At 70.6% G+C, this 22,826-nt stretch carries 22 protein-coding genes; 9 read left to right on the top strand and 13 right to left on the bottom strand.

What is annotated here, in order from left to right:
- Window positions 1-195 precede the first annotated feature (195 nt).
- Complete coding sequence (locus CV755_RS15605) at window positions 196-1,053, top strand: helix-turn-helix domain-containing protein (RefSeq protein WP_109280849.1); 858 nt, start codon at window positions 196-198, stop codon at window positions 1,051-1,053.
- Entirely contained in the window at window positions 1,050-1,277 is a 228-nt protein-coding gene (locus CV755_RS15610; protein ID WP_109280850.1) for a DUF397 domain-containing protein, read from the top strand. The genes CV755_RS15605 and CV755_RS15610 overlap by 4 nt, the downstream gene beginning before the upstream one ends.
- A gap of 152 nt (window positions 1,278-1,429) precedes the next feature.
- On the opposite strand, the gene CV755_RS15615 is transcribed toward CV755_RS15610, so the two are convergent.
- Together CV755_RS15615 and CV755_RS15620 are read right to left on the bottom strand one after the other, a co-directional pair.
- Window positions 1,430-1,729: a DUF6342 family protein gene (locus tag CV755_RS15615; protein WP_109280851.1), complete on the bottom strand. Its 300-nt coding sequence runs from the start codon at window positions 1,727-1,729 to the stop codon at window positions 1,430-1,432.
- Window positions 1,730-1,943: 214 nt separating this feature from the next.
- Complete coding sequence (locus CV755_RS15620) at window positions 1,944-2,906, bottom strand: NAD(P)H-dependent flavin oxidoreductase (protein ID WP_109280852.1); 963 nt, start codon at window positions 2,904-2,906, stop codon at window positions 1,944-1,946.
- A 71-nt stretch (window positions 2,907-2,977) separates the two neighbouring features.
- Between CV755_RS15620 and CV755_RS15625 the strand changes: the two genes are divergently transcribed.
- Complete coding sequence (locus tag CV755_RS15625) at window positions 2,978-3,643, top strand: maleylpyruvate isomerase N-terminal domain-containing protein (RefSeq protein ID WP_109280853.1); 666 nt, start codon at window positions 2,978-2,980, stop codon at window positions 3,641-3,643.
- A 140-nt stretch (window positions 3,644-3,783) separates the two neighbouring features.
- Here CV755_RS15625 and CV755_RS15630 read toward each other — a convergent pair whose 3' ends face one another.
- From CV755_RS15630 to CV755_RS15640, 3 genes are all read right to left on the bottom strand, one after another.
- Window positions 3,784-4,449 carry a DUF4232 domain-containing protein gene (locus tag CV755_RS15630; RefSeq protein WP_109280854.1) on the bottom strand — a complete coding sequence of 222 codons (666 nt, stop codon included), beginning with the start codon at window positions 4,447-4,449 and terminating at the stop codon, window positions 3,784-3,786.
- 145 nt (window positions 4,450-4,594) lie between these two features.
- A complete protein-coding gene (gene glnA, locus CV755_RS15635) occupies window positions 4,595-5,956 on the bottom strand; it encodes a type I glutamate--ammonia ligase (protein ID WP_109280855.1) in 1,362 nt (453 codons plus the stop codon).
- Between the two features lie 397 nt (window positions 5,957-6,353).
- Window positions 6,354-6,716 carry a MerR family transcriptional regulator gene (locus CV755_RS15640; RefSeq protein WP_109280856.1) on the bottom strand — a complete coding sequence of 121 codons (363 nt, stop codon included), beginning with the start codon at window positions 6,714-6,716 and terminating at the stop codon, window positions 6,354-6,356.
- 59 nt (window positions 6,717-6,775) lie between these two features.
- Between CV755_RS15640 and CV755_RS15645 the strand changes: the two genes are divergently transcribed.
- Window positions 6,776-7,687 (top strand): aldo/keto reductase, encoded by a 912-nt coding sequence (locus CV755_RS15645; protein WP_241561229.1) that lies wholly within the window; start codon window positions 6,776-6,778, stop codon window positions 7,685-7,687.
- Window positions 7,684-8,217 carry a nitroreductase/quinone reductase family protein gene (locus CV755_RS15650; protein ID WP_241561230.1) on the top strand — a complete coding sequence of 178 codons (534 nt, stop codon included), beginning with the start codon at window positions 7,684-7,686 and terminating at the stop codon, window positions 8,215-8,217. The genes CV755_RS15645 and CV755_RS15650 overlap by 4 nt, the downstream gene beginning before the upstream one ends.
- Before the next feature lie 202 nt (window positions 8,218-8,419).
- On the opposite strand, the gene CV755_RS15655 is transcribed toward CV755_RS15650, so the two are convergent.
- The 4 genes from CV755_RS15655 to gadC form a co-directional block, all read right to left on the bottom strand.
- Entirely contained in the window at window positions 8,420-9,628 is a 1,209-nt protein-coding gene (locus CV755_RS15655; RefSeq protein WP_109280859.1) for a glycosyltransferase, read from the bottom strand.
- Entirely contained in the window at window positions 9,625-10,461 is an 837-nt protein-coding gene (locus tag CV755_RS15660; RefSeq protein WP_109280860.1) for a MerR family transcriptional regulator, read from the bottom strand. The genes CV755_RS15655 and CV755_RS15660 overlap by 4 nt, the downstream gene beginning before the upstream one ends.
- 363 nt (window positions 10,462-10,824) lie before the next feature.
- Window positions 10,825-11,697: an alpha/beta fold hydrolase gene (locus CV755_RS15665; RefSeq protein WP_193553409.1), complete on the bottom strand. Its 873-nt coding sequence runs from the start codon at window positions 11,695-11,697 to the stop codon at window positions 10,825-10,827.
- A 30-nt stretch (window positions 11,698-11,727) separates the two neighbouring features.
- Complete coding sequence (gene gadC / locus CV755_RS15670; RefSeq protein ID WP_109280862.1) at window positions 11,728-13,221, bottom strand: glutamate/gamma-aminobutyrate antiporter GadC; 1,494 nt, start codon at window positions 13,219-13,221, stop codon at window positions 11,728-11,730.
- 140 nt (window positions 13,222-13,361) lie between these two features.
- On the opposite strand from gadC, the gene CV755_RS34960 reads away from it, so the two are divergent.
- Together CV755_RS34960 and CV755_RS15680 are read left to right on the top strand one after the other, a co-directional pair.
- Complete coding sequence (locus CV755_RS34960) at window positions 13,362-14,027, top strand: hypothetical protein (RefSeq protein ID WP_109280863.1); 666 nt, start codon at window positions 13,362-13,364, stop codon at window positions 14,025-14,027.
- 62 nt (window positions 14,028-14,089) lie between these two features.
- Window positions 14,090-15,685, top strand: coding sequence for a multicopper oxidase family protein (locus CV755_RS15680; RefSeq protein ID WP_109280864.1), 1,596 nt, complete (start codon window positions 14,090-14,092; stop codon window positions 15,683-15,685).
- A 69-nt stretch (window positions 15,686-15,754) separates the two neighbouring features.
- Here the strand turns inward: CV755_RS15680 and CV755_RS15685 are convergent, their stop codons facing one another.
- Window positions 15,755-16,267: a DUF4234 domain-containing protein gene (locus tag CV755_RS15685; RefSeq protein WP_241561231.1), complete on the bottom strand. Its 513-nt coding sequence runs from the start codon at window positions 16,265-16,267 to the stop codon at window positions 15,755-15,757.
- 190 nt (window positions 16,268-16,457) lie between these two features.
- On the opposite strand from CV755_RS15685, the gene CV755_RS15690 reads away from it, so the two are divergent.
- Complete coding sequence (locus CV755_RS15690) at window positions 16,458-18,212, top strand: NAD+ synthase (RefSeq protein WP_241561232.1); 1,755 nt, start codon at window positions 16,458-16,460, stop codon at window positions 18,210-18,212.
- A gap of 22 nt (window positions 18,213-18,234) precedes the next feature.
- On the opposite strand, the gene CV755_RS15695 is transcribed toward CV755_RS15690, so the two are convergent.
- The 3 genes from CV755_RS15695 to CV755_RS15705 all read right to left on the bottom strand — a co-directional run bounded on the left by CV755_RS15695 (window position 18,235) and on the right by CV755_RS15705 (window position 21,668).
- Complete coding sequence (locus tag CV755_RS15695) at window positions 18,235-19,254, bottom strand: endonuclease/exonuclease/phosphatase family protein (protein WP_109281892.1); 1,020 nt, start codon at window positions 19,252-19,254, stop codon at window positions 18,235-18,237.
- 168 nt (window positions 19,255-19,422) lie between these two features.
- Window positions 19,423-20,052 carry a TetR/AcrR family transcriptional regulator gene (locus tag CV755_RS15700; RefSeq protein ID WP_109280866.1) on the bottom strand — a complete coding sequence of 210 codons (630 nt, stop codon included), beginning with the start codon at window positions 20,050-20,052 and terminating at the stop codon, window positions 19,423-19,425.
- Window positions 20,049-21,668 (bottom strand): MFS transporter, encoded by a 1,620-nt coding sequence (locus tag CV755_RS15705; protein WP_109280867.1) that lies wholly within the window; start codon window positions 21,666-21,668, stop codon window positions 20,049-20,051. Before CV755_RS15705 ends, CV755_RS15700 begins: the two co-directional genes overlap by 4 nt.
- A gap of 203 nt (window positions 21,669-21,871) precedes the next feature.
- Between CV755_RS15705 and panB the strand changes: the two genes are divergently transcribed.
- Window positions 21,872-22,729 (top strand): 3-methyl-2-oxobutanoate hydroxymethyltransferase, encoded by an 858-nt coding sequence (panB, locus tag CV755_RS15710; protein WP_109280868.1) that lies wholly within the window; start codon window positions 21,872-21,874, stop codon window positions 22,727-22,729.
- Window positions 22,730-22,826 lie beyond the last annotated feature (97 nt).

Consider the following 22,826-nt stretch of genomic DNA (forward strand, 5'->3'; position numbering starts at 1 on the left):
AACTCCGAACGGCCCGCGCCATCAGGGCAGGGCGCGATTTCCGCTGACCGGCTGAGTCCATGGAGTACCCGGTGGGATGGCGGGTGCCCGGGTTGTACGGCGACTGTCCCGAGGGGACCCGGACTGTCCTGGCTGTCCACCGTGACATGCCGGTGGCCTACGGCGTTGGGGACGGGCACTGGGAGGTGGACGCGCATGAGCGCTGCGGAGCAGGGTGTTGACGAGCCGGGGTGGGAGCTGGACCCGGACGACGAGTCGGTGGTGATGGTCGCGGCGGTCGGCCGCCAGTTGCGGCTGTGGCGGGAGGCAGCGGGACTGCGGCCTGCGGAGCTGGGGGCGGTGATCGGGTACAGCGAGGCGCTGGTTTACAAGGTGGAGCAGGGGGTTCGGGTTCCTCAGCCCGAATTCTTGGACAAGGCGGACGAAGTCCTGGGGGCGTCGGGGAAGCTCTCGGCGATGAAGCAGGACATCGCGAGATCCCGTTACCCCAAGAAGGTGCGGGACCTGGCAAGGCTGGAGCAAGCAGCGAGCGAACTGGGCGCGTACAACAACTGCGTGATCGACGGGCTTTTGCAGACCGAGGGCTACGCACGCGCGGTCTTCGCCTCGCGGCGGCCACCCTTCACAGAAGACGAGCTGGAGCGACGTCTCGCCGCGCGCATGGCCCGTCAGGAGATCATCGGTGGCTCAGCGGGCCTTCCGGTCTTCAGTTACGTGCTGTGCGAAGCCACATTGCGCCGCCCGATCGGGGGCACAATGGTGATGCGTCACCAACTCGAACGCCTCCTGGAAGTGGGCAAGTTGCGCAACGTGGACCTCCAGGTCCTGCCGCTGAACCGCGAGGACAACTGTGGGATCCACGGGCCGTTCCGGCTGCTGAAGCTCAGGGACGGGACGAAGGTGGGACTGGATGAAGTGCAGCTCACCAGTCGCGTGATCACTGACCCCAAGGAGACGCAGATCCTGGACATGCGGTATGGGATCATCCGGGCGCAGGCTCTCACGCCACGGGAGTCGCTGGCCTTCATCGAGAAAGTGCGGGGAGAGACATGACCCTCAAGTCCCATGTCGGAAGCTGCGCTTCCCCGGAGTGGATAAAGAGCAGCTACAGCAATGGTGACGGACCTTCGTGTGTCGAAGTCGCGGCAACACCCGACACCGTGCACGTCCGCGACTCCAAGAACCCCCAAGGCCCCCAACTGGCCTTCGGCCCCGCCCCCTGGGCCGACTTCACCCGAACCCTGCCTGGCACAGGCCACCTTCGCCCGCACGCCTGAGACGCGGAGCGGGGACAGGTGCGGCATCTCATGGAGATGCCACACCTGCCTGTCTTTGGCCGTGACGCCCGCCGCCTGCGTGTCACGGCCAGGCGGAAGACGAACAGGATCACGCAACTGTGCGGCCAAGTCCGCCCGCCAGAAGGGGTGTCCTAGTAGCGGAGGTCCTTCTGTTCGGTGATCAGGCGGCCGGCGATTTGCAGGTTGCCGTCGGAGTCGAGCACCGCGATGATCTTCTTCGTGGAGCCGTGGTAGGTGGTGAAGTAGATCTTGTCCGCCTCTTGCGAGGAGGACCGGTTCGTATTCACGGACAGCTCGATGCTCACCGGGGAGCTGATAAGCACGTCCTTCTTCGGCGAGTTCGGGTAGACCTGGTTCTGCCGCAGCTGAATGCGGCCGTGAGTCTCTCCCTCCGCCCAGTCCGTTGCCAGCCCGAGATCGATGTCAGCCATGCGATTTCCCCCTCCAGATCCGGCGAAAGAGCTTTCGGTCCGGGCCGCCGCAGGGCCCCCGAACCGCCCCAGAACCTATACAGAGCGTTCACAAGGCGCCACAGATCGTTGCGAATGTGACTGGCTTTCCATCCAGTCAGTCCGGAATTGACCGCAAGGTGACAGGGGGCAAGAATGCCCGAAAAGCACCGTGACGGAACACCGGACACCGGTTTCACTGAAGCGCCCTCCCCAAACGCCCCACCACCCCTTCCGCCTCAGCGGCCATCGCTCGCACCAACTCCCCCGCCGGCCGCAGATCGGTGATGAGGTCCACCGCCTCCCCGGCCCACACCGGTACGACATCGGGGTCCTGGCGCGCGGCCGCCGCCCGGTACGCGGACAACGCCCCCGCATCCCCGCGTAGTTCGTCCTCTCTGCCGCGCCACTGCTCCAGGAAGCGGTTGGGCAGGGTGCGGGCGGTGTACCGGTCGGGCCAGTCGCCGCCGCGGGCGATGTCCAGGGCCCGGCCGCGTTCGGTGTCGTCGCCGCGCCCCTCGATCAGCGCCTGGCCCACGGCGTGGGCGTTCAGCGCCTCCCGGCTGGCCTGGAAGCGGGTGCCGGTCAGCGCTCCGGCGGCGCCGAGCGCGAGGGCCGCCGCCAGGCCGCGGCCGTCGGCGATGCCGCCGGCGGCCAGTACCGGGCGGGGTCCGGCGCGGTCCACCACTGCCGGAACGAAGGGCAGGGTGGCCCGGCCTCCGCCGTGTCCGCCCGCCTCCGTGCCCTGGGCGACCAGGACGTCCGCGCCCGCGTCCAGGGCCCGTTGAGTCTCGTCGAGGTCGGTGACCTGGACGATCAGCAGGGCCCCGGCGGCCCGTATCCGCTCCGCGTATGGCGCGGGGTCGCCGAAAGAGAGCATCACCGCGGCGGGGCGGCGCGCCAGCGCCCGGTCAACGGCCTCCGGGCCGATGGCCCAGGTGAGGAAGCCGACTCCCCAGGGGCGTTCGGTGTGCCGGGCGACCAGGGCCAGTTCGCGGTCGAGCCAGTCGGCCTCGCCCCGCCCGCCGCCCACCAGGCCCAGCCCGCCCGCGTTGGAGACGGCCGCCGCCAGGGCGCCGCCGGCGATGCCGCCCATCGGCGCCAGGGCGATCGGATGCCGGACGGCAAGGAGATGGGTGAACTCGGTTGTCAGTGGCATGAGTTCACTATCGCCAACAGGCGGGCCCGGAAACAGCTGGCGCTCCGGGTCCTCATTGGTAGGTTCTCGCCATGCCGTCAACACGCCTCACTCGTTCCCCCATCACCCCCGACGACCTGGAAGAAGTCCTCCGCCAGGCCGTCGCCGTCTGCCGTGCCGCACCCGCCGCCGCCTGGACCAACCCGGCCGGGGAGTTGGAGTGGGACTGCTGGGAGACCGTCTCGCACCTCGCCGATGACATGTTCTGCTATGCCCTGCAACTGGCCCCGCCCATGCCGCCCTTGGACGGATACGTCCCCACCGTGTTCAACCGGCTCCGCCCCGGCGGGCCCAATGAGACGGTGCACGCCGACCGGAACACCGGCCTGGAGGGCCTGCTTCAGGTGCTGGAGGGTTGTACGGGGCTGCTGGCGGCCGTGGTACGGACGAAGTCGCCGGAAACCCGGGCGTACCACACCTTCGGGGTCGCCGATCCGGAGGGTTTCGCCGCCATGGGGGTCGTCGAGGCCCTGGTGCACATGGAGGATGTGGCCCAGGGGCTCGGGGCCGTCTGGAAGCCGCCGCTCGGCATCTGTGAGCGGGTGATGGCGCGACTGTTCCCCGATGTGGCCATCGGGGAAGAAGGGGCCTGGCGCGCCCTGCTCTGGGCGACGGGGCGCATTGAGCTGCCGGGCAGGCCGCGCCGGACCTCCTGGCGATGGAACGGTGTTCCGGAAGGCGAGGCCAACGGCGCCTGAAGTGACTTCAAGTCACCTGAAGCCAGGAGACTTTGGCGCCGTCCGCCCTGGGTGCCTGTCCGGCAGGGGCTGATCGATGGGTTGATGGCCCTGAGACGTGTCCTGGCGATCAGGCGACGCCCGTCCTCGAAGCGTGCGGATCAGCCGCCCTGACCGGTGCTTCCGATCGGGCCGACCTTCACCTGGGAGCCGGAGCCGTCCGTCACGGGCAAGGTGGCGCCGCCCGGCCAGGGGAGGGAGACCGTCTTGGTCTCGTTCGGCGGGGTCACCAGAAGCCCCGTGATGCGAACGCCGGAGCCACCCGTCTTGTTGACCGGATAGCTGATGCCGAAGGCCGTCGATTGCCCCGCCTTGAGGATGATCGAGGGAGCCCGCTCACCGGTGCGCTTCGCGGACAGCGACCCCGCGTTGGTCTTCAGATCGACGCCCGCGTACCCGGAGATCGCGCAGCTGTGGCCGCCGCGGTTCTTCAGCTCCACCACCACGGTGCCCTCGGGGTCACCGTCGATGGTGCCGTCCTTCGCCGTTATCCGCAGTTCGTCGGTGCGGCAGTTGGCGGCCTTGCCGCTCTCCTTGGAGCCGGTCCCGGCGGCCGCGCCCTGTCCGCCGGAGCTCTTCCCCGCGGAGCCCTTTCCGCTGCCCTGATCCGAACCGCCCGCATCCGAACCGCCGGAGCCCGAGGAAGACGCGGAGCCCGGGGACGACGGAGCGCTTTGGCCCTTGCCGTCATCGTCGCTCTGGCAGGCCGTGAGCGTGAGACCAGCCGCGATGGCCAGGGCGGTGAGGGTTAACTTCTGAGCGCGCATCGTTTCTGCCTCAATATCGGTCGGTGACATCGGCCGCTCGGCACAAGGGGTATGAGCGAGCGTTTCTGATCACCACGATGCACCCGGCCGGGCCAACCGTTCCGCCCGGCCACGCCCTAATACATTCCTGTTACACGGACAGCCCTTACAGCACCGGCAGCATCTTGCGCAGCTCGAAGGCGGTGACCTCGGAGCGGTACTCCTCCCACTCCTGCTTCTTGTTGCGCAGGAAGAAGTCGAAGACATGCTCACCCAGCGTCTCGGCGACCAGTTCGCTGCGTTCCATCAGCTCGATGGCCTCGCCCAGGTTCTGCGGCAGCGGCTCGATCCCCATGGCCCGCCGCTCCGCGTCGGACAGGGCCCAGACATCGTCGTCGGCGCCCGCCGGGAGTTCATAGCCCTCTTCGATGCCCTTGAGGCCGGCCGCCAGCAGCACCGCGTAGGTCAGATAGGGGTTGGCGCCGGAGTCGATGGAGCGGACCTCGACCCGGGTGGAGCCGGTCTTGCCCGGCTTGTACATGGGCACCCGGATGAGCGCGGAGCGGTTGTTGTGGCCCCAGCAGATGTAGGACGGCGCCTCGCCGCCCGCGCCGGCGGTGCGCTTGGAGCCGCCCCAGATGCGCTTGTAGGAGTTCACCCACTGGTTGGTGACGGCCGAGGTCTCGGCCGCATGGCGGAGCAGGCCGGCGATGAACGAGCGGCCCACCTTGGAGAGTTGGTACTCGGCGCCGGACTCGTGGAAGGCGTTGCGGTCGCCCTCGAAGAGGGAGAGGTGGGTGTGCATGCCGGAGCCCGGGTACTCGGAGAAGGGCTTGGGCATAAAGGTGGCGTGTACGCCCTGTTCCAGGGCGACCTGCTTCATCACCACGCGGAAGGTCATGACGTTGTCCGCGGTGGAGAGGGCATCGGCATAGCGCAGATCGATCTCCTGCTGGCCGGGGGCGCCCTCGTGGTGGCTGAACTCCACGGAGATTCCCATGGATTCCAGCATGGTGATGGCCTGGCGGCGGAAGTCCATGCCGACATTGGTGGGGGTGTGGTCGAAGTACCCGGAGGAGTCGGCGGGCACCGGCCGGGTGCCGTCCACCGGCTTGTCCTTGAGCAGGAAGAACTCGATCTCGGGGTGGGTGTAGAAGGTGAAACCGAGGTCGGAGGTCTTGGCCAGGATGCGCTTGAGGACATAGCGCGGGTCGGCATAGGAGGGGGAGCCGTCCGGCATCAGGATGTCGCAGAACATCCGGGCGGTGCCGGGGGTCTCGGCACGCCAGGGCAGGATCTGGAAGGTGCCGGGGTCCGGCTTGGCGATCATGTCGGACTCATAGACCCGGGCGAAGCCCTCGATGGCGGAGCCGTCGAAGCCGATGCCCTCGTCGAAGGCCTGCTCCAGCTCTGCGGGGGCGACGGCCACGGACTTCAGGTAGCCCAGCACATCGGTGAACCACAGCCGCACGAACCGGATGTCGCGCTCTTCGAGCGTGCGGAGCACGAACTCCTGCTGCTTATCCATGGCTACCTATCCTCGCAGGTCAGACGGCTCGGGTCACCGGGTGCGGGCGGGACTGGGACCTTGAGTATCACGTCCGCGGGTTACCGAGGGGTTTCCGGCCGGTTCCACCGCCCCTCAGCCCCCTCCTGCATCGTACTTACGCTCGGACGGAGAGCGCTTCCCGCACTCGCGTACGGGACGGGGCGGGGCACACCCGGCCGGGGTGCACTTTACTCGCCCTTTACCTTGCGGAGGAGGCCGGGATCGGCGCACCCGCCGCCCCGGCCCCCTCCTCACGGAGCCCGCCGGGTGCCCCCGGGCCCCCTGCCGGGCGGGCCGGCCCCACCGGCGGGGGTCACCCGCCATCGTCGGCGAACGGTCCGCGGCCATCAACGGCGCGCGACCACCCGGGAGTTGGTCAACTCTTCGGCGGGGAACCGGCGCCGCACCCGGCGACGATCGCCGCCAGCGAGCTACGGCTCTCCCTCATCTCGGCGATCCGCCGGTCCATCCCCCGCAACTGCTCCCGCAGTTGCTCACCACGACAGGGATGGACCTCCATCCCGTCCCCCTCGATGCACGGCAGCACCTCCCCGATGACCCGCGTCGGCAGTCCCGCCTCCAGCAGCATCCGGATGCGCCGGACGACCAGCGGCGCGTCCTCGGCGTATGTCCGGTGCCCACCCGGCGTACGCCGGGAGACCAGCAACCCCTGTTCCTCGTAGTAGCGCAGCAGCCGGACACCGACCCCGGTGCGCTCGGCCAGCTCTCCGATCCGCATGTGATCCCCCTCACATCCACTTGAATCTCACATCGATGTGAGCTCTTAGCGTCCCTCGCATGGCAACGACAATGGACAACCCCACCATCTTCCCCATAGGCGGCGACCTCCCCGTCCGCCGGATCGGCTATGGCGCCATGCGCCTGGCGGGCGCGCCCGACGCCCGGCGCGGCCGGACCGCGCATATCTGGACCGCCCCCACCGACCGCGCCGCGTCCATCGCCCTGTTGCGGCGGGCCATTGATCTGGGCATCGATCTCATCGACACCGCTGACGCCTATGCGCTGGGCGCCAACGAGGAACTGATCGCCGAGGCCCTGCACCCCTATGCCGGCTCGGTCACGGTGGCCACCAAGGTGGGCGTGGTGCGGCCGAGTCCCACCGAGTGGGTCACCCATGGCCACCCCGCCTACCTCCGGCAGCAGACCGAACTGGCCCTGCGCCGGTTGCGGGTGGAGCGCATCGAGCTCCTCCAGCTCCACCGCATCGACCCGGAGTATCCGCTGGCCGAGCAGATCGGCGCCCTCAAGCAGCTCCAGGACGAGGGCAAGGTCCGGCACCTCGGCCTCTCCGAGGTATCGGTGGACGAGATCCGCGCCGCCTCCGAGATCGCGCCGATCGCCAGTGTGCAGAACCTCTACAACCTCGCCGACCGCAGCCATGAGCCGGTGGTGGACTTCACGGCCGAGCGGGGCATCGCCTTCCTCCCCTACTTCCCGGTGGCCATGGGCGAGCACGCGGGTGCGGAGGGTCCGCTGGCCTCGGTTGCCCGGGAGCTGGGGGCCACCCCCGCGCAGACGGCGCTGGCCTGGCTGCTGCACCGCTCCCCCACGGTGATCCCCATCCCGGGCACCTCTTCTCCGGACCATCTCGCGGAAAACGCGGCGGCGCTGCAACTCCGGCTCTCGGCGGAACAGTTCGCCCGTATCGCTTCTATCGCTCCTATCGCCGACACGGCCGTGTCGTCATGATGGAGGCGTCGAAGGCGGGGGCGGTGGTGACGGGGGCGGCGGGCAAGGCAGGGCTCGCCGGGGTCAATGCCAACCCCTTCAACCTGCGCGTCATCGAGGAGTTCCGCGCCAACGGGGGTTGGGTCGGCGGCGAGTTCGCCGGCAAGCCGCTGCTGCTGCTCACCACCAGGGGTGCCCGCACCGGCCGGACGCGCACCACGCCGCTGGTCTATCTGCCCACCGGGGACCGCTGGACGGTCTTCGCCCTCAACGGCGGCGCCCCGGCCCATCCGGCCTGGTACCACAACCTCCGTGCGCACCCCGGGGAGTTGACCGTCGAGGTGGGCGGCGACACCTTCCGGGCGGAGGCGGAGGAGGTCACGGAGGAAGCGGAGTACCAGGAGGCCTGGCGCCGCCAGATCGCCGCGGAACCGAAGTTCGCCCGGTTCCGGGAACGGGCCGGAGAGCGGGTGGTGCCGGTGGTGCGGCTGGGACGGTCACGGTGCGTAGGTCCGGAGGCCGCGCGGGAGGTGCCGCCTACGCGGGGTTAGGGCTTCCGGTGCGTATGCGCCGTCGGCGCCAGACGGCCCGCGGCCGCCAACGTCGCCAAGCCACCCACGAATTGGCTCAACCGACCCGGTTATCGCCACGGGTGGCGCGTGGGTGGGGGCAGCCCGCCGCAGGCGGAAACGCACCCGCAGGCGGAAACGGGCCCGCAGGCGGAAACGCACCCGCACCCGGCGAACACCCGGATCAGCAGCGCTCCAGCGCCCGGAGAACCGCCCCCGCCCCGTCCTCCTCCCCCATGGCAACCGCCACGCCCATCGCCGCCCGCGCGAAGGGGGACGGCTCCGCCGTCACCCGCGCAAGAGCCGCCGCCAGCCCCTCCACCGTGAGCGCGGCGAACGGAATCGGCGGAGTCGCCGCACCCAGCGCCGCCACCCGCGCCGCCCAGAACGGCTGATCGGCCGTGACCGGCACCGGCACCGAGGGGATCCCCGCCCGCAGGGCGGCGGCCGCCGTACCCGCCCCCGCATGGTGCACGGCCGCGACACAGCGCGGAAGCAGCAGCGCATGCGGAACGTCCCCGATGGTCAGCAGGTCGTCCCCCTCGACGTCCGCTGACAACCCCGCACTGCCCGCCTGCAACACCCCCCGCAGCCCGGCCTTCCGCAGCCCGGACGCGGCCAGCTCTCCCAGTCGTTCGCCCTCCCCCGTGGCCATGCTGCCGAAGCCGACGAACACCGGCGGTGGACCGGCCGCGAGGAAGTCCTCGATGTCGCAGGGGAGTTGGGACTCGGCGTGGTGCGGCCACCAGTTTCCGGTGACGGCCAGACCGGGCCGCCAGTCACGTGGCCGCGGTACCACGGCAGAACTGAAACCGTGCAGCACCGGCCAGCCGTCCGCCTCCAGCCGGCGCCGCACGGCGCCCGGAGCGGCCGGCGGCAGACCGAGGGAGCGGCGCAACTCATGGACGGCATCGGCGAACAGCCGGTCCACCATGCGCAGCGAGAACCGTCCCATGGCCCGGTTTCCCAGCCGCCCCAGCGAGCGCGTACCGCCCACAGTGGGCGGGAAGTCCCCGGTGGGTGTGGTGGGCTGGAGGTAGACGCCGAGCGAACGGACACCGGTGGCCTCGGCGAGGTGCCAGCCGAAGGGGGCGGTGCTGGTGGACAGCAGCAGGACTTCGGTGTCCTCCGGGACGGCGTCCGGCAGCCCGGCCGCCATTTTCCGGGCGAACGCGGCGGCCGTTGCCATCAGTTGACGGCGGTCACCGGCCGGCCCGCCGCGCGGATCGCCGGGCAGGGAGCGGAAGTCCAGCCCGGCGGCCCGTACCAGCGGGGCGAAGCCCTCATGAGTGGCGAGGGTGACCTCATGGCCGGCCTCCCGCAGCCGGGCCCCGAGCCCGGTGTACGGGGCGATGTCGCCGCGCGAACCTGCGGCGGTGATAACCAGCTTCACCGGGCCACCGCCCGGTCGGCGCCAACCTGACCCCCGTCGGCCGGGCCCGCGTCCGGCCGCCCCCCGTCACCCCGCACCGCATTGGCCCGCACCGCACGGTGCAGATAGTCGGCCAGACCCGGACGCTGCTGGGACGGTGGGACCAGCAGGGCGAAGGCCCGGGCGTCGGTGGCGAAGTCCGCTGCGATGCGCAGATGCATCTCATAGGGGCAGGGCGTGAACCAGCGGGCGATGTGCTGTCGGTGGCGCTCCGCGAGGTCCATGGCCCGTGCCCCGTCGGCCGGTTCGCCGTCGTCGAAGGCGGCGCAGACCTCCTCCCGCCAGTCGGCGGCCTCGGCCATCAGCCGCTGCCAGTCCTCCTTGCTGTGCGCGGCGGCGCTGGCCATGGACCGCTGGTGCCCCTCGCTGTGCTCCCACTTCAGCTGGGCCTCGGTGGCATAGCTGAGGTCGAAGCCGATCTCGCCGAAGACCTCGAAGCGTTCCCGGGCGGTGAGCCGGACGCCGGTGCGTTCCACCTCCATGGCGCGTTCGGCGACCTCGACCAGGCGTCTGAGTTTGGTGACCTGTTCGCTGAGCTGCCGGTGGCGGGCGCGCAGCAGATCCAGGGCGTTGGCCCGGGGGTCGTCCAGGATGGCGGCTATCTCGTCGAGGGGGAAGCCGAGTTCCCGGTAGAAGAGGATCTGCTGGAGGCGGGCCAGATCGGCATCGGAGTAGAGCCGGTAGCCGGCCGGGCTGCGCTCGCTCGGGCAGAGCAGTCCCATCCGGTCGTAGTGGTGCAGGGTGCGTACCGTGACACCGGCGAATCCCGACAGCTGGCCGACGGTGTGGCTCATGGCGTTCCTTTCGTCCGCGGATCACCTGGATCACCTGAATCACCTTGCTGCCTGACGTGAGGTGAGGGTCAAGCGGGGCCCACGGGGTGTGGGGTATCGGCGGCCATTGCCCGGCGCGGCCTGCCCAGCACGCCGATCGGATGCCGGTCCGGTGCCGACAAGGCGCTCTTCGCCGCCGACGGGGACCGCCTGCTCGCCCTGGGAAGGGACCGCACGCGTGCTGGGAGTTGAGCCCGGCGCACGCCAAGTCGCGTACGCGCGCCGCGAATTCCGGCGCCGTTCCGGCGCCATTCCCCGGCAGGAGTGGCGGGAGCCGGTTCCGGGCCGGCCCTACGCCCCCTTCCGCGGCTGACGCGGCCCGCCTCAGCGCCGGGACGGCCGTACCGCCAGCACCGCCGCCGCGATCGCCTGCGGCCGGTCGTACATCAGCAGATGCCCGGCGGGGGCGACCGCCTCGAAGCGGCCGTCCAGCCGCTCGGCGAGCGCCCGTTGGCGTTGCAGCCAGCGGCGCTCCAGCCAGGAGCCGGTGCCGGGCGAGGCGGCGAGCACGGTGACGGGGACCGGCGGCAGCAGATGCCGGGCCCGCAGCCGCTCCAGTTCCGCGGCCACATCGCGGTAGCGGGCGTTCTCCATCAGCACCGCGCGCACCACCCGGCCGGTGCCATAGGTGAGGCGCACCAGTTCCTCGGGGGCCGGGTCGCGGCGGCCCACCGAGGAGGCGCGTACGCTCAGCCGGCGCAGCGCCGGGCCCAGGGCTCTGGGCAGTCCGGCGGCGGCCACCACGCGGCCGCGTGCCCGGGCGGCGACGTGCCGCAGTTCACCGGCGGGCAGCGGGCGGGCGTTGTCCTCGACGCTGCCGTCCACCAGGACCAGTCCGGCGGTGCGCTCGGGGTAGAGCCGGGCGAATGCCTCCGCGTGGAATCCGGCCAGTGAGTGGCCCACCACCGTGGCGGGTTCGGCCAGGCCCAGGGCGTCCAGCACCCCGGCGATCCGGCGGGCCTCACCGACGGCGGTGGGCGGCTCCTCGGCGGGGGCGCTGAAGCCCAGGCCGGGACGGTCGAAGCGGACCACGGTGCGGTGCGGGGCAAGCAGCGGAACCACCGGTTCCCAGTCGAACCAGCCCATGCCCAGACCGCCGCTGAGCACACACACCGGCCCGGCGCCCTCGCGGACCACATGCAGCGGCACTCCGCCGACGCGCAGCATCTGCCCTGGCGGGCGGTGTTCGGATCGCATCCCGGTGGCTCCCCTTCGGTTAACGCAACGCTAGTCGAAGGCGGGGCCTTCCCGGTCCCCGGCGGATTCCGCTGCTCCGTCCCGCCCGGCCGTGATCCAGTGCGGTTTGCGGAACTTGAGGAAGGCGAGCGGGGTGAGGAAACCGAGGATGAGCAGTCCGCCGCCGACGATCAGCAGATAGCGCCACAGCGGCTGTCCGCCGAACTGCTCCGGCGGTACAAAGCCGATGCACATGGCGGCCAGCGAGGCGGCGAACCCGGTCCCGGCGACCAGGCGCACCGCGGGCACCCTGAAGCCGCGCGGCTGCCCGGGGCGCAGGCTGCGCAGCCGCACCACGGCCGCGAACATCAGCAGATAGACCACCAGATAGATCTGGGCGGTGATCACGGAGAAGATCCAGTAGGCGCTGGAGACATTGGGGATCACCGCGTAGAGCAGGGCGATCAGGGTGGTGAGCAGGCCCTGGGCGACCATGATGTTGCGCGGGGCGCCATGTTTGTTGAGCCGCTGGAGCACCGGCGGGAGATAGCCCTCCTGCCGGGCGACCAGCAGCAGTCCCCGGGACGGTCCGGCCAGCCAGGTGAGCATGCCGCCGAGGGCGGCGGCGACCAGCAGCACCCCGACCACCTTGGTGAGCCAGCCGATGTGGAAGTGGTCGAAGAAGCCCTGGAACGCCTGCATCACTCCGGCGGTGAGGCTGAGGTCCTTGCCCGGCATCACCCAGCTGATGGCCAGCGCGGGCAGGATGAAGATCAGCAGCACCAGGCCGGTGGCGGTGAACACGGCGCGCGGGAAGTCCCGTTCGGGCCTGCGCAGCGCGGAGACATGGACACCGTTCATCTCCATTCCCGCGTAGGAGAGGAAGTTGCCGACGATCAGCACCAGGGAGGCGATGCCGGTCCAGGGCGGCAGCAGGTGGCCGGTGTCCATGGGCGCGGCCGGGTGGTTGCCCTGGCCGAGGAAGACCAGGCCCAGAACGACCAGCACGGCGCCGGGTATCAGGGTGCCGATCACCAGCCCGATCCCGGCCAGTCCGGCCACCGCCCTGGTGCCGCGCGCCGAAACCAGCACGCCCGCCCAGTAGATGACCACGATCACCAGGGCGACATAGCGCCCGTTGTCCGCCAGTGCGGGATCCACGACATAGGCAAAGGTACTGGCCACATAGGCCAGCAGGCTGGGGTAGTAGGCGATGGTGAGCGCGAACTGGCACCACACGGCCAGAAATCCCAGCGGTTTGGACAGCCCCTCGCTGACCCAGCGGTAGATGCCCCCGCTCCAGCCGGAGGCCAGTTCGGCGGAGACCAGGGCCGTGGGCAGCAGAAAGACCACGGCGGGCACGAGGTAGAGGAAGACGGCGGCCAGTCCGTAGAGGGCCATGGAGGGGGCGGGGCGCAGATTGGCCACCGAGGCGGTGGTCATCAGGGCCAGCCCGGCCCAGGAGATCATCGGCGGCCGCGTCCGGGCGGCGGCGGGCGCGGCGGTGTCGGGACGTTCGTCCCTGACCTGTTCCTTGAGGGTCATAAGCGGGAGAAGCGTCCTTCGGGGCCGAGCGTTTTGCGTTTCGCCCCATCATCAACCCTTCGGCCCGCTCTGCGCACATCCGCCTCCGGCGGTGATACGGGGTGGGGGTATGGTGCTCCTCGGAGCGGAGGGGACCTGAGATGCGTCATGCGAGCAAGCCGGGCCGGTACGGCCGCCTGCTGCTGCTCGCCGCGCTGCTGCTGGGGATTGTCACCATGCATACGCTGGGGCATCCCAGCGGAGGAAGCGCCCATGGCGCGGGCATTGGCCCCGCCCACATGGCCCCGGGCCCGGCCCATCCGGCATCCGCCGCCGGAGCACCGGGCGGGGCAGGCCACCCGAGCTTCCCGTTCCACCTGCGGACGGACAACGACCGTGCTGCGGACCCGGCTACCGCCGCCATGGCATCGAACCGGGCGCCCGCCATGGACATCCGGCAGCAGGTGACCACGGACTCCGCCCGGCCCACGGCATCCGGCGAACTCTCGGGCCCGGCCGCGCGCAACGCGGCACTCGTTGCCGAACCACCGGGCCGGCCTGGGGGGTTGGCCGCCCAACCTCGGCCATCGACAGGCCGCGTACCGGAGTTGAGCGCCCCGCTCCCCGGTGGCATGGATCCGATGTCGGTCTGTGTGGCCGTGCTCGGCGGTGGGTGGGCCGCCCTGCTGATGGTCTTGCTCGGTGCGGCGCCGGCCGTTTGGGCCACCGCCGTCCCGCCCCGCCTCCCGGCCGTGTTCGCGGCATGGCCGCAGCCTCCGCCGGCACGGCAGAAGGCCCTCGCCCGGCTGTCGGTGCTGCGCGTATAGGAGCGAGCTCGCGCTCGTCATCCCCTTCGCGGACACCAACACACCATCGAGGTGCACCAACCATGCGTACGATCACCCGCCGCGCCCTGCTGGGCGCGGCAATCGGCACGGCCACGAGCGGTCTGCTCGCCGCCTGTTCCCGGGACCGGGGCCCCGCCTATGTGGCGCCGGACGGCAAGGAGGTGGCCGCGGCCGAGGCGCGGCGCCGGGGCAGCGGCACGGTTCGCCGGGTCCGGCTGACCGCGGGGCCGGCCCGGCTGGATCTGGGCGGGACCACCGTCGAGACCTGGGCGTACGGCGGCGCCCTGCCCGGTGAGGAGATCCGGGTCACTGCCGGGGACACCCTGGCCGCCACCCTCACCAACCAGCTTCCCCAGGCGACTTCGCTGCACTGGCACGGGCTGGCGCTGCGCAATGACATGGACGGTGTGCCGGGCGTCACCGGTCCCGCCGTGACGGCCGGGCAGAGCTTCACCTACCGCTTCACCACGGCCCGTCCGGGGACCTACTGGTTCCATCCGCACTCGGGGGTGCAGCAGGACCGGGGGCTGTACGCGCCGCTGATCGTGGAGGATCCCCATGAGCCACTGTCCTACGACAAGGAGTGGGTGGTCGTCCTCGACGACTGGGTGGACGGGGTGGAGGGAAGCACTCCGGATTCGGTGCTCACCGAGCTGAGCAAGGGCATGGGCATGGGCATGGGCATGGCCGATGGCGATGGCAAGGGCATGGACCATGGGACGCCGGGGATGCACGGGATGCATCGGACACACCAGACGCATCCCGCACACCGGATGCTCCAGGCCATGGCCGCGCCGGGCGGCGGCGGCCCGTCCCGGATGCTGATGGGTGCCACCAGCGCCGTTCTCGGCGGGGACGCCGGGGACGTGGCCTACCCGCACTATCTGGTCAACGGCCGTACCCCGCAGGCCCCGCGCACCTTCGCCGCCAAGCCCGGTGACCGGATACGGATCCGGCTGGTCAACGCGGGCGGCGACACCGCGTTCCGGGTGGCGCTGGGCGGTCACCGGATGACGGTGACCCACACCGACGGCTTCCCGGTGGAGCACACCGCCACCGACTCCCTGCTGCTGGGCATGGGCGAGCGCTATGACGTCCTGGTGACGGCCGGCGACGGCGTCTTCCCGCTGACCGCGCTGGCGGAGGGCAAGGGCCGTACCGCGCTCGCGCTGCTGCGCACCGGCGGCGGCACCGCGCCCGGCGCGGATGTACGCCCCCGGGAGCTGGGCGGCGAACCGCTCACCGCCGGCCGGCTGCGCGCCGACCGTACGGTGACGCTGCCGCGCCGGGAGCCGGACCGTACGCTCACCCTCCGGCTGACCGGCTCCATGGCCGGCTACGACTGGCGGATCAACGGGGAGAGGTACGACCCGGACCGGCGGCTGCCGGTGAAGGCCGGGGAGCGGGTCCGCCTGGTCTTCGACAACCGGACCACCATGTGGCACCCGATGCATCTGCACGGCCACACCTTCGCCCTGCCCGGCGGCGGCCCCCGCAAGGACACCGCCATTGTGCTGCCCGGCCGGCGGCTGGCGGTGGACTTCGACGCCGACAACCCGGGCCTGTGGATGGCGCATTGCCACAATGTCTACCACTCGGAGTCCGGGATGATGACGGTGCTCGGCTACCGCGCGTAGGGACCCGGAAACGAACCGGGCCCCCGCCGCGATGCGACGGGGGCCCGGCCGGGGACGGGAAAGCCGGAATCAGGCGGCCAGCGGGATCTGGGTGCCCGGGGGGACCTGGCCGTACTGGTCCACGACCTTGTTCAGCTCGCTCTGGTAGTAGACCGAGTGCGTGCCGAAGATGAAGACCAGGAACAGGCCCAGGCCGCCGCTGCAGGTCTGCGGCAGACCGGCCGCCCGCTGGGCGTCGGCGATCCGCTTGCCGGTGTTGTAGTAGGAGACAAACGGCGGGATCAGCAGGTACCAGCCGAACCAGATGGTCAGCATGGAGCCCGCCGGGCTGATCTTGCGGCGGCTGTCGAACTCCGCCATCTCCTTGTGGATCTTGAAGTACCAGACCAGGGAGTAGATCCCCAGCGTGATGATCACCAGGAACCAGACGGCCCAGGGGCCGCGCCGCTTCATGGCCAGGCCGTAGTGGGCGGGCGCCGGGTATCCGGCGGGGGCGGCGGGGGCCGGGTAACCGTATCCGGCGGGCATCTGCTGGTACGGATTGGGGGCGGGCTGGCCCCACCCCTGCGGCGGCGTGCTCAACGAGTCTCCTTGGCATGGACCCTGGCGGGTTTTCAGTCACCATGGCTGGTTCGCCATGGGCGATGGGCAAGGTTTTCACAAGATCGGACTCATACGCCACCGGAACCCCGGCATCCCCTCCCTCACCCCTGTCACTCCTGTGGCTCCCCTCACACCAAGATCGCGTCAGAAAGACGAATACACTGGCTGTGTGCCTCAGCTTCGTCTCGCCCTGAACCAGATCGATTCCAGCGTCGGCGACCTGGCCGGCAATGCCGAGTCGATGCTGCGCTGGACCCGGCACTCCGCCGAGCGCGGGGCCCATCTGGTGGCCTTCCCGGAGATGGCACTGACCGGCTACCCGGTCGAGGATCTGGCGCTGCGCTCGTCCTTTGTCGAGGCCAGCCGCGCCGCCCTGGCCGAGCTGGCCGCCCGGCTGCACCGCGAGGGCCTGGGCGAACTTCCCGTTCTGGTCGGCTATCTCGACCGCAGCGAGCAGGCCACCCCCCGGCTGGGGCGCCCGGCGGGCTCCCCGCTGAACGCGGCCGCGGTACTGCACCGCGGCGAGGCGGTGCTCACCTTCGCCAAGCACCATCTGCCCAACTATGGCGTCTTCGACGAGTTCCGCTACTTCGTGCCCGGCGACACCCTGCCGGTGCTGCGGGTGCATGGCATCGATGTGGCCCTGGCCATCTGCGAGGACCTCTGGCAGGAGGGCGGCCGGGTACCGGCCACCCGGACCGCCGGGGCCGGGCTGCTGCTCTCCATCAACGCCTCGCCCTATGAGCGGGAGAAGGACGACACCCGCCTGGAACTGGTGCGCAAGCGCGCCCAGGAGGCGGGCTGCACCACCGCCTATCTGGCCATGACCGGCGGACAGGACGAGCTGGTCTTCGACGGCGACACCATTGTGGTGGACCGCGACGGCCAAGTCATCGCCCGTGGCGCCCAGTTCACCGAGCAGTGCCTGCTGGTGGACCTGGACCTGCCGGCCGCCGCGGCCGAGGCGCCGTCGGGGGTGATCGACGACGGGCTGCGCATCGACCACCACACGGTCTCCGCCCGGCCGCTGCCCGCCTACCCGGTCGAGTTCCCCGGCGAGTGCGCCGGGCATCTGGACGACGACGAGGAGGTCTACACCGCGCTGGTGACCGGCCTGCGGGCGTATGTCACCAAGAACGGCTTCCGCAGCGTGGTGCTGGGCCTGTCCGGCGGCATCGACTCGGCGCTGGTCGCCGCCATCGCCTGTGACGCGGTGGGCGCGGAGAATGTCCACGCGGTGGCCATGCCCTCCCGTTACTCCTCCGAGCACTCCCTCGCCGACGCGGAGGAACTGGCGCGCCGCACCGGGCTGCACTTCCGCGTCCAGCCCATTGCCCCCATGTTCGACGCTTATATGGGGGAGTTGGGGCTGACCGGACTGGCCGAGGAGAACCTCCAGTCGCGGCTGCGCGGCACCATGCTGATGGCCATCTCCAACCAGGAGGGGCACATTGTGCTGGCGCCGGGCAACAAGTCCGAGCTGGCGTGCGGCTATTCGACGCTCTACGGGGACTCCGTAGGTGCGTACGGCCCCATCAAGGACGTGTACAAGACGGGCATCTTCCGCCTGGCGCGGTGGCGCAACCGGGCGGCCGGGCAGCGCGGTGAGACCCCGCCCATCCCGGAGAACTCCATCACCAAGCCGCCGAGCGCGGAGCTGCGGCCGGGGCAGGTGGACACGGACTCGCTGCCGGACTACGCGGTGCTGGACCGGATCCTGGAGCTGTATGTGGACCGCGACCAGGGCCTGGAGGCGATTGTGGCGGCCGGTTTCGAGGAGGAGCTGGTCGCCCGGGTGCTGCGGCTGGTGGACACGGCGGAGTACAAGCGCCGCCAGTACCCGCCGGGTACGAAGATCTCGCCCAAGGGCTTCGGCAAGGACCGCCGCCTCCCCATCACCAACCGCTGGCGCGAACGCCCCTGAAGGTTCCCGGTGCGCCGGCCGGCTACAGCTTTACGCGGGCCGCGACCGGCAGATGGTCGCTGCCGGTGTCCGGCAGGGTCCAGGCCGCCACCGGTGAAACCCCCCGCACCATGATCTGGTCGATCCGGGCCATCGGGAAGCTCGCCGGCCAGCTGAAGCCGAAGCCATCCCCCGCCGCGCCCTGGGCGGACCGCAGTTGGGAGGTGACCGGGGCCAACGACCGGTCGTTCATGGTGCCGTTGAGGTCACCGAGCAGCACCACCCGCTTGCCCCGTTCCCGAGCGATCGCCTGCCCCAGCGCCGCCGCGCTGTCATCGCGCTGCCCGGCGGTGAACCCGGCGTTGAACTTGACGCGTACCGAGGGGAGATGGGCCACATAGACCGCCAGCGGCCCCCGCGGTGTACCGACCGTGGCGCGCAGCGCCCGGGTCCAGCCCATCTTGATGTCCACCGGACGCGCCTCGCTCAGCGGGTACTTGCTCCACAGGCCGACCGTGCCCTGCACCGAGTGGTGCGGATAGGTGCTTGCCAGCGCCCGTTCGTACACCGGCACCGCGTCCGGCTTGAGCTCCTCCAGCGCCACCACATCGCCCCCGGCGGCCGCCACCGCCTTGGCGGTGTGCACCGGGTCGGGGTTGTCCGCGTTGACATTGTGGGTGACCACCATCAGGTCACCGCCGGAGTGCGACTTGGGCGCCAGCAGCCCGCCGAAGAGGTTGATCCAGACCAGCGCCGGCAGCAGCAGCGCGATCAGTGCGCTCGCCGAACGCCGCAGCACCGCAAGCGCCAGCAGCACCGGGATGAACAGCCCCAGCCACGGCAGGAAGGTTTCGGTGAGGCTGCCGAGATTGCCCACCCGGTTGGGGATCTCGGCATGCATCAGCATCAGCAGCCCCAGCAGCAGAGCCAGCGCCCCGATGACCAGGCCCCGGCGCCAGACGCCCGGGCCGCGCCAGCCGCTCAGAAAGCGCCGTACCGCCGAGTCCGCCGGCTTCGCGCCCGTTGCCTCGTGGCCGGTTTCCGCCATATACGCCTGTGGCATCCCGTTGTCCTCACCAAGGTCGTGCGCCATCACTCTCTCCCGACCGCCCCTGCCCTGGCGGGAGCGGTCGGGATGGAGGACGGGCGGCCGGCGGGGCCGGGTTCCGGACCGGCGGCCGTACCGGCGTGCTGTGACACAACGGGCACATTGGGAGCACATCAGGACGGTTCAGCCGGTGGCCGGGGGACCCGCCGCTCCGGCGCCAAAGAGCACGGTGTCCACGATCTCCTCGCAGAGCCCCTCCGGCAACTCCTTCCACTCATGCAGCACCGAGCGCGAGAGCAGCGGGCTGACCAGCAGATCCGTGAGGAGTTCCAGGTCCGCCCCGGGCCGGATCAGCCCCTCGGCGATGCCCCGCCGCAGCACCGACTCAAAGACCTGCCGACGGGCCTCCAGGATGGTGTCGTGATACTCCCGCCAGACCGCGGGGTGCGCCTTGACCTGGGCGATGACCGTCCGCAGCACGGCGGAGGAACGCTTGGCCAGCACCCGGCGGCGCATCAGCTCCAGCAGATGGACCAGGGCGTCGCGGACCGTGCTCCCGGCCGGCGGCGGGTCATAGGCGATGTCCAGGGAGCGCAGTACGTCCAGCATCAGCGCTTCCTTGCCCGGCCAGCGCCGGTAGACGGTGGCCTTGCCGACCCCCGCCTCCCGGGCGATGCGCTCCATCGACAGATCGCCGATGCCCACGCCCTCTTCCAGCAGCCGCACCACGGCGTCGATCACCGCGCAGTCCACCGCGCCACTGCGCGGCCGGCCGCGCTGGACGGCGGGGGGTACGACCTCGGTGCCGGTCATCGGCCCGCTCCCGTCTGTTCCTTCTCGGGCTCCGGACGGGAGGCGTCCCCGTCCCCGGCGGCGGAGTCCCGGCCCGGCAGGAAGAGCGTCACCACGATGGCGCCCAGCACCGCCACCGCCGAGGAGCACAGCGCGGTGATGTGCATGGCGTGCAGAAAGGCGTCATCGGCCGGGGCGACCAGCGCCCGTCCGGCGGGGCCGAGGCGCTGGGCCAGGCCCAGGGTGGCCTCCACGGACTCCCCGGCCGCGTGCTTGGCGGAATCGGGCAGCCCAGGAATCCGATCGAGGTTGCCGGAGATGCCGTCACGGTAGGTGGTGGAGAGCACCGAGCCCAGGACGGCGACCCCCAGCGCACCGCCGACCTGCCGGAAGGTGTTGTTGACCGCGGATCCGGAACCGGCCTTCTCACGCGGCAGCGACTGCATGATCGAAACAGTGGCGGGCGGCATGATGTGCGCCATCCCAGCCCCCTGCAGGAAGAAGATCACTTCCAGCACCCAGATCGGGGTGTCCCGGTCCAGCAGCAGGAAACCGGCCATGGTCACGGCCACCAGCAGCATGCCCCCGGCGCACACCGCACGGGCCCCGAACCGGTCCACCACCAGCCGGGCGCGCGGCGCAAAGCCCATCTGGGCGGCGGCCAGCGGAAGCAGCAGCAGACCGCTCTGCAGCGGGGTGTAGCCGCGCACGCTCTGGGTGTAGAAGACCACAAAGAAGGTCACGCCCATCAGCGCGAAGAAGACCAGCGCGATGGAGCCCACGGCGGCCGAGAAGGCCGGATTGCGGAAGTAGCGCACATCGATGGCCGGGTGGTCGCTGCGCCGCTCGTGCAGCACGAACAGCAGCAGCACCAGCAGTCCGCCGCCGACCGTGCCGAAGACCTCGGGCCGGGTGAAGTCGGCGAGCTGGCCGCCCTTGATGATGCCGTACACCAGCAGCACCAGGCCGATCACGGACAGCAGCACACCCAGCGGGTCCAGGCGGCCGGGGCGGGGGTCCTTGGAGTCCGGCACCAGCAGCACCATGGCGATCAGCCCGGCGATCACTATGGGGACATTGACCAGGAAGACCGAGCCCCACCAGAAGTGGGAGAGCAGCACCCCGCCGGTGATCGGGCCGATGGCGATGGCCAGGCCGACCGCGCCGGCCCAGATGCCGATGGCCTTGGGCTGCTCCTCGCGTTCGAAGACATTCATGATGATGGCCAGCGTCGCGGGCATCACAAAGGCGCCGCCGAAGCCCATCACCGCCCGGAAGGCGATCAGTTCACCGGGTGAGCCGGCCATCGCGGAGAGCACCGAGCCGATGCCGAACACGGTCATGCCGAAGAGCAGGACCTTCTTGCGGCCCAGCCGGTCGCCCAGCAGCCCGGCGGTGAAGAGTATCCCGGCGAACACCAGGGTGTAGGCGTTGATCGCCCACTCCAGCTCGCTCTGGGTGGCCCCCAGCCCGGCCGGTCTGGGGGAGGCGATGGTCTTCATCGCCACATTGAGGATCGAGTTGTCCAGCACCACCACCAGCAGGCTGAACAGCAGCACGGTGAGGATCGCCCAGCGCTTGCGGTGCACGGCCTCCGGAACCTGACGCGGTGAGCCGGACCCGACAGGAGAAGTCATGCCATCAGACTAAAACACTTTCGATACGAGACCGTCTCGTATCGAAAAGAGGTGTCAAGTCTTTGCCGTGCTTTCCGGCGATGGATTTTTGCCGGCCGAGGGTCCGGCCCCCGTCTTCCCCGTCCCCGGCGGCCGTGTCAGCATGGAACCGATCCGGGGACGCCGTCAGGGCGCCTCGAGACGACATCACAGGAGCCAGAGCAATGACGCATGCCGTGAAGACGTCCGACAGCAGCAAGGCGCTGTACGGCGGGATCACCTCCCGGCGCATCACCGTCCGCGACATCGCCGCCGCCAAGGAGCGCGGCGAGAAGTGGCCCATGCTCACCGCCTACGACGCAATGACCGCGTCAGTCTTCGACCAGGCCGGGATCCCGGTCCTGCTGGTCGGCGACTCGATGGGCAACTGTCACCTCGGCTATGAGTCCACGGTGCCGGTCACCATGGACGAGATCACCATGCTCTCGGCCGCGGTGGTACGGGGCACCAAGCGCGCCCTGATCGTCGGCGACCTGCCCTTCGGGGCGTACCAGGAGAGCGCCGTCCAGGCGCTGCGCAACGCCACCCGGCTGGTGAAGGAGGCGGGCGTCACCGCGGTCAAGCTGGAAGGCGGGGAGCGTTCCGCCCACCAGATCGAGCTGCTGGTGCAGGCCGGCATCCCGGTGATGGCGCATGTCGGCCTGACCCCGCAGTCGGTCAACGCCTACGGGGGCTACCCGGTCCAGGGCCGCGGCGAGGAGGCGGCCCAGCAGCTGCTGCGGGACGCCAAGGCGGTTCAGGACGCGGGCGCGTTCGCGGTGGTGCTGGAGCTGGTGCCGGCCGAGCTGGCCGCCGAGGTCACCCGCATCCTGCACATTCCGACGGTCGGCATCGGTGCGGGGCCGGAGTGCGATGCGCAGGTCCTGGTCTGGACGGACATGGCGGGCATGACCCAGGGACGGGTGCCCCGCTTCGTCAAGCAGTACGCCCAGCTCGGCGAGGCCTTGGGCAATGCGGCTCGTGACTTCGCCGCGGATGTGGTGGGTGGGGCGTACCCGACGGAGGCGCACTCCTTCCACTGATCCGCAACGGTTCACCGGGGCGCGGCCGACGACGAAGCGACAGCCGCTGACGGCACATTGCCGGCCGCGGGCCGTCGGCGGCTGGTCGCGCAGTTCC

The organism is Streptomyces orinoci, assembly GCF_003121295.1.
GTDB classification, from domain to species: Bacteria; Actinomycetota; Actinomycetes; order Streptomycetales; family Streptomycetaceae; genus Streptomyces; species Streptomyces orinoci.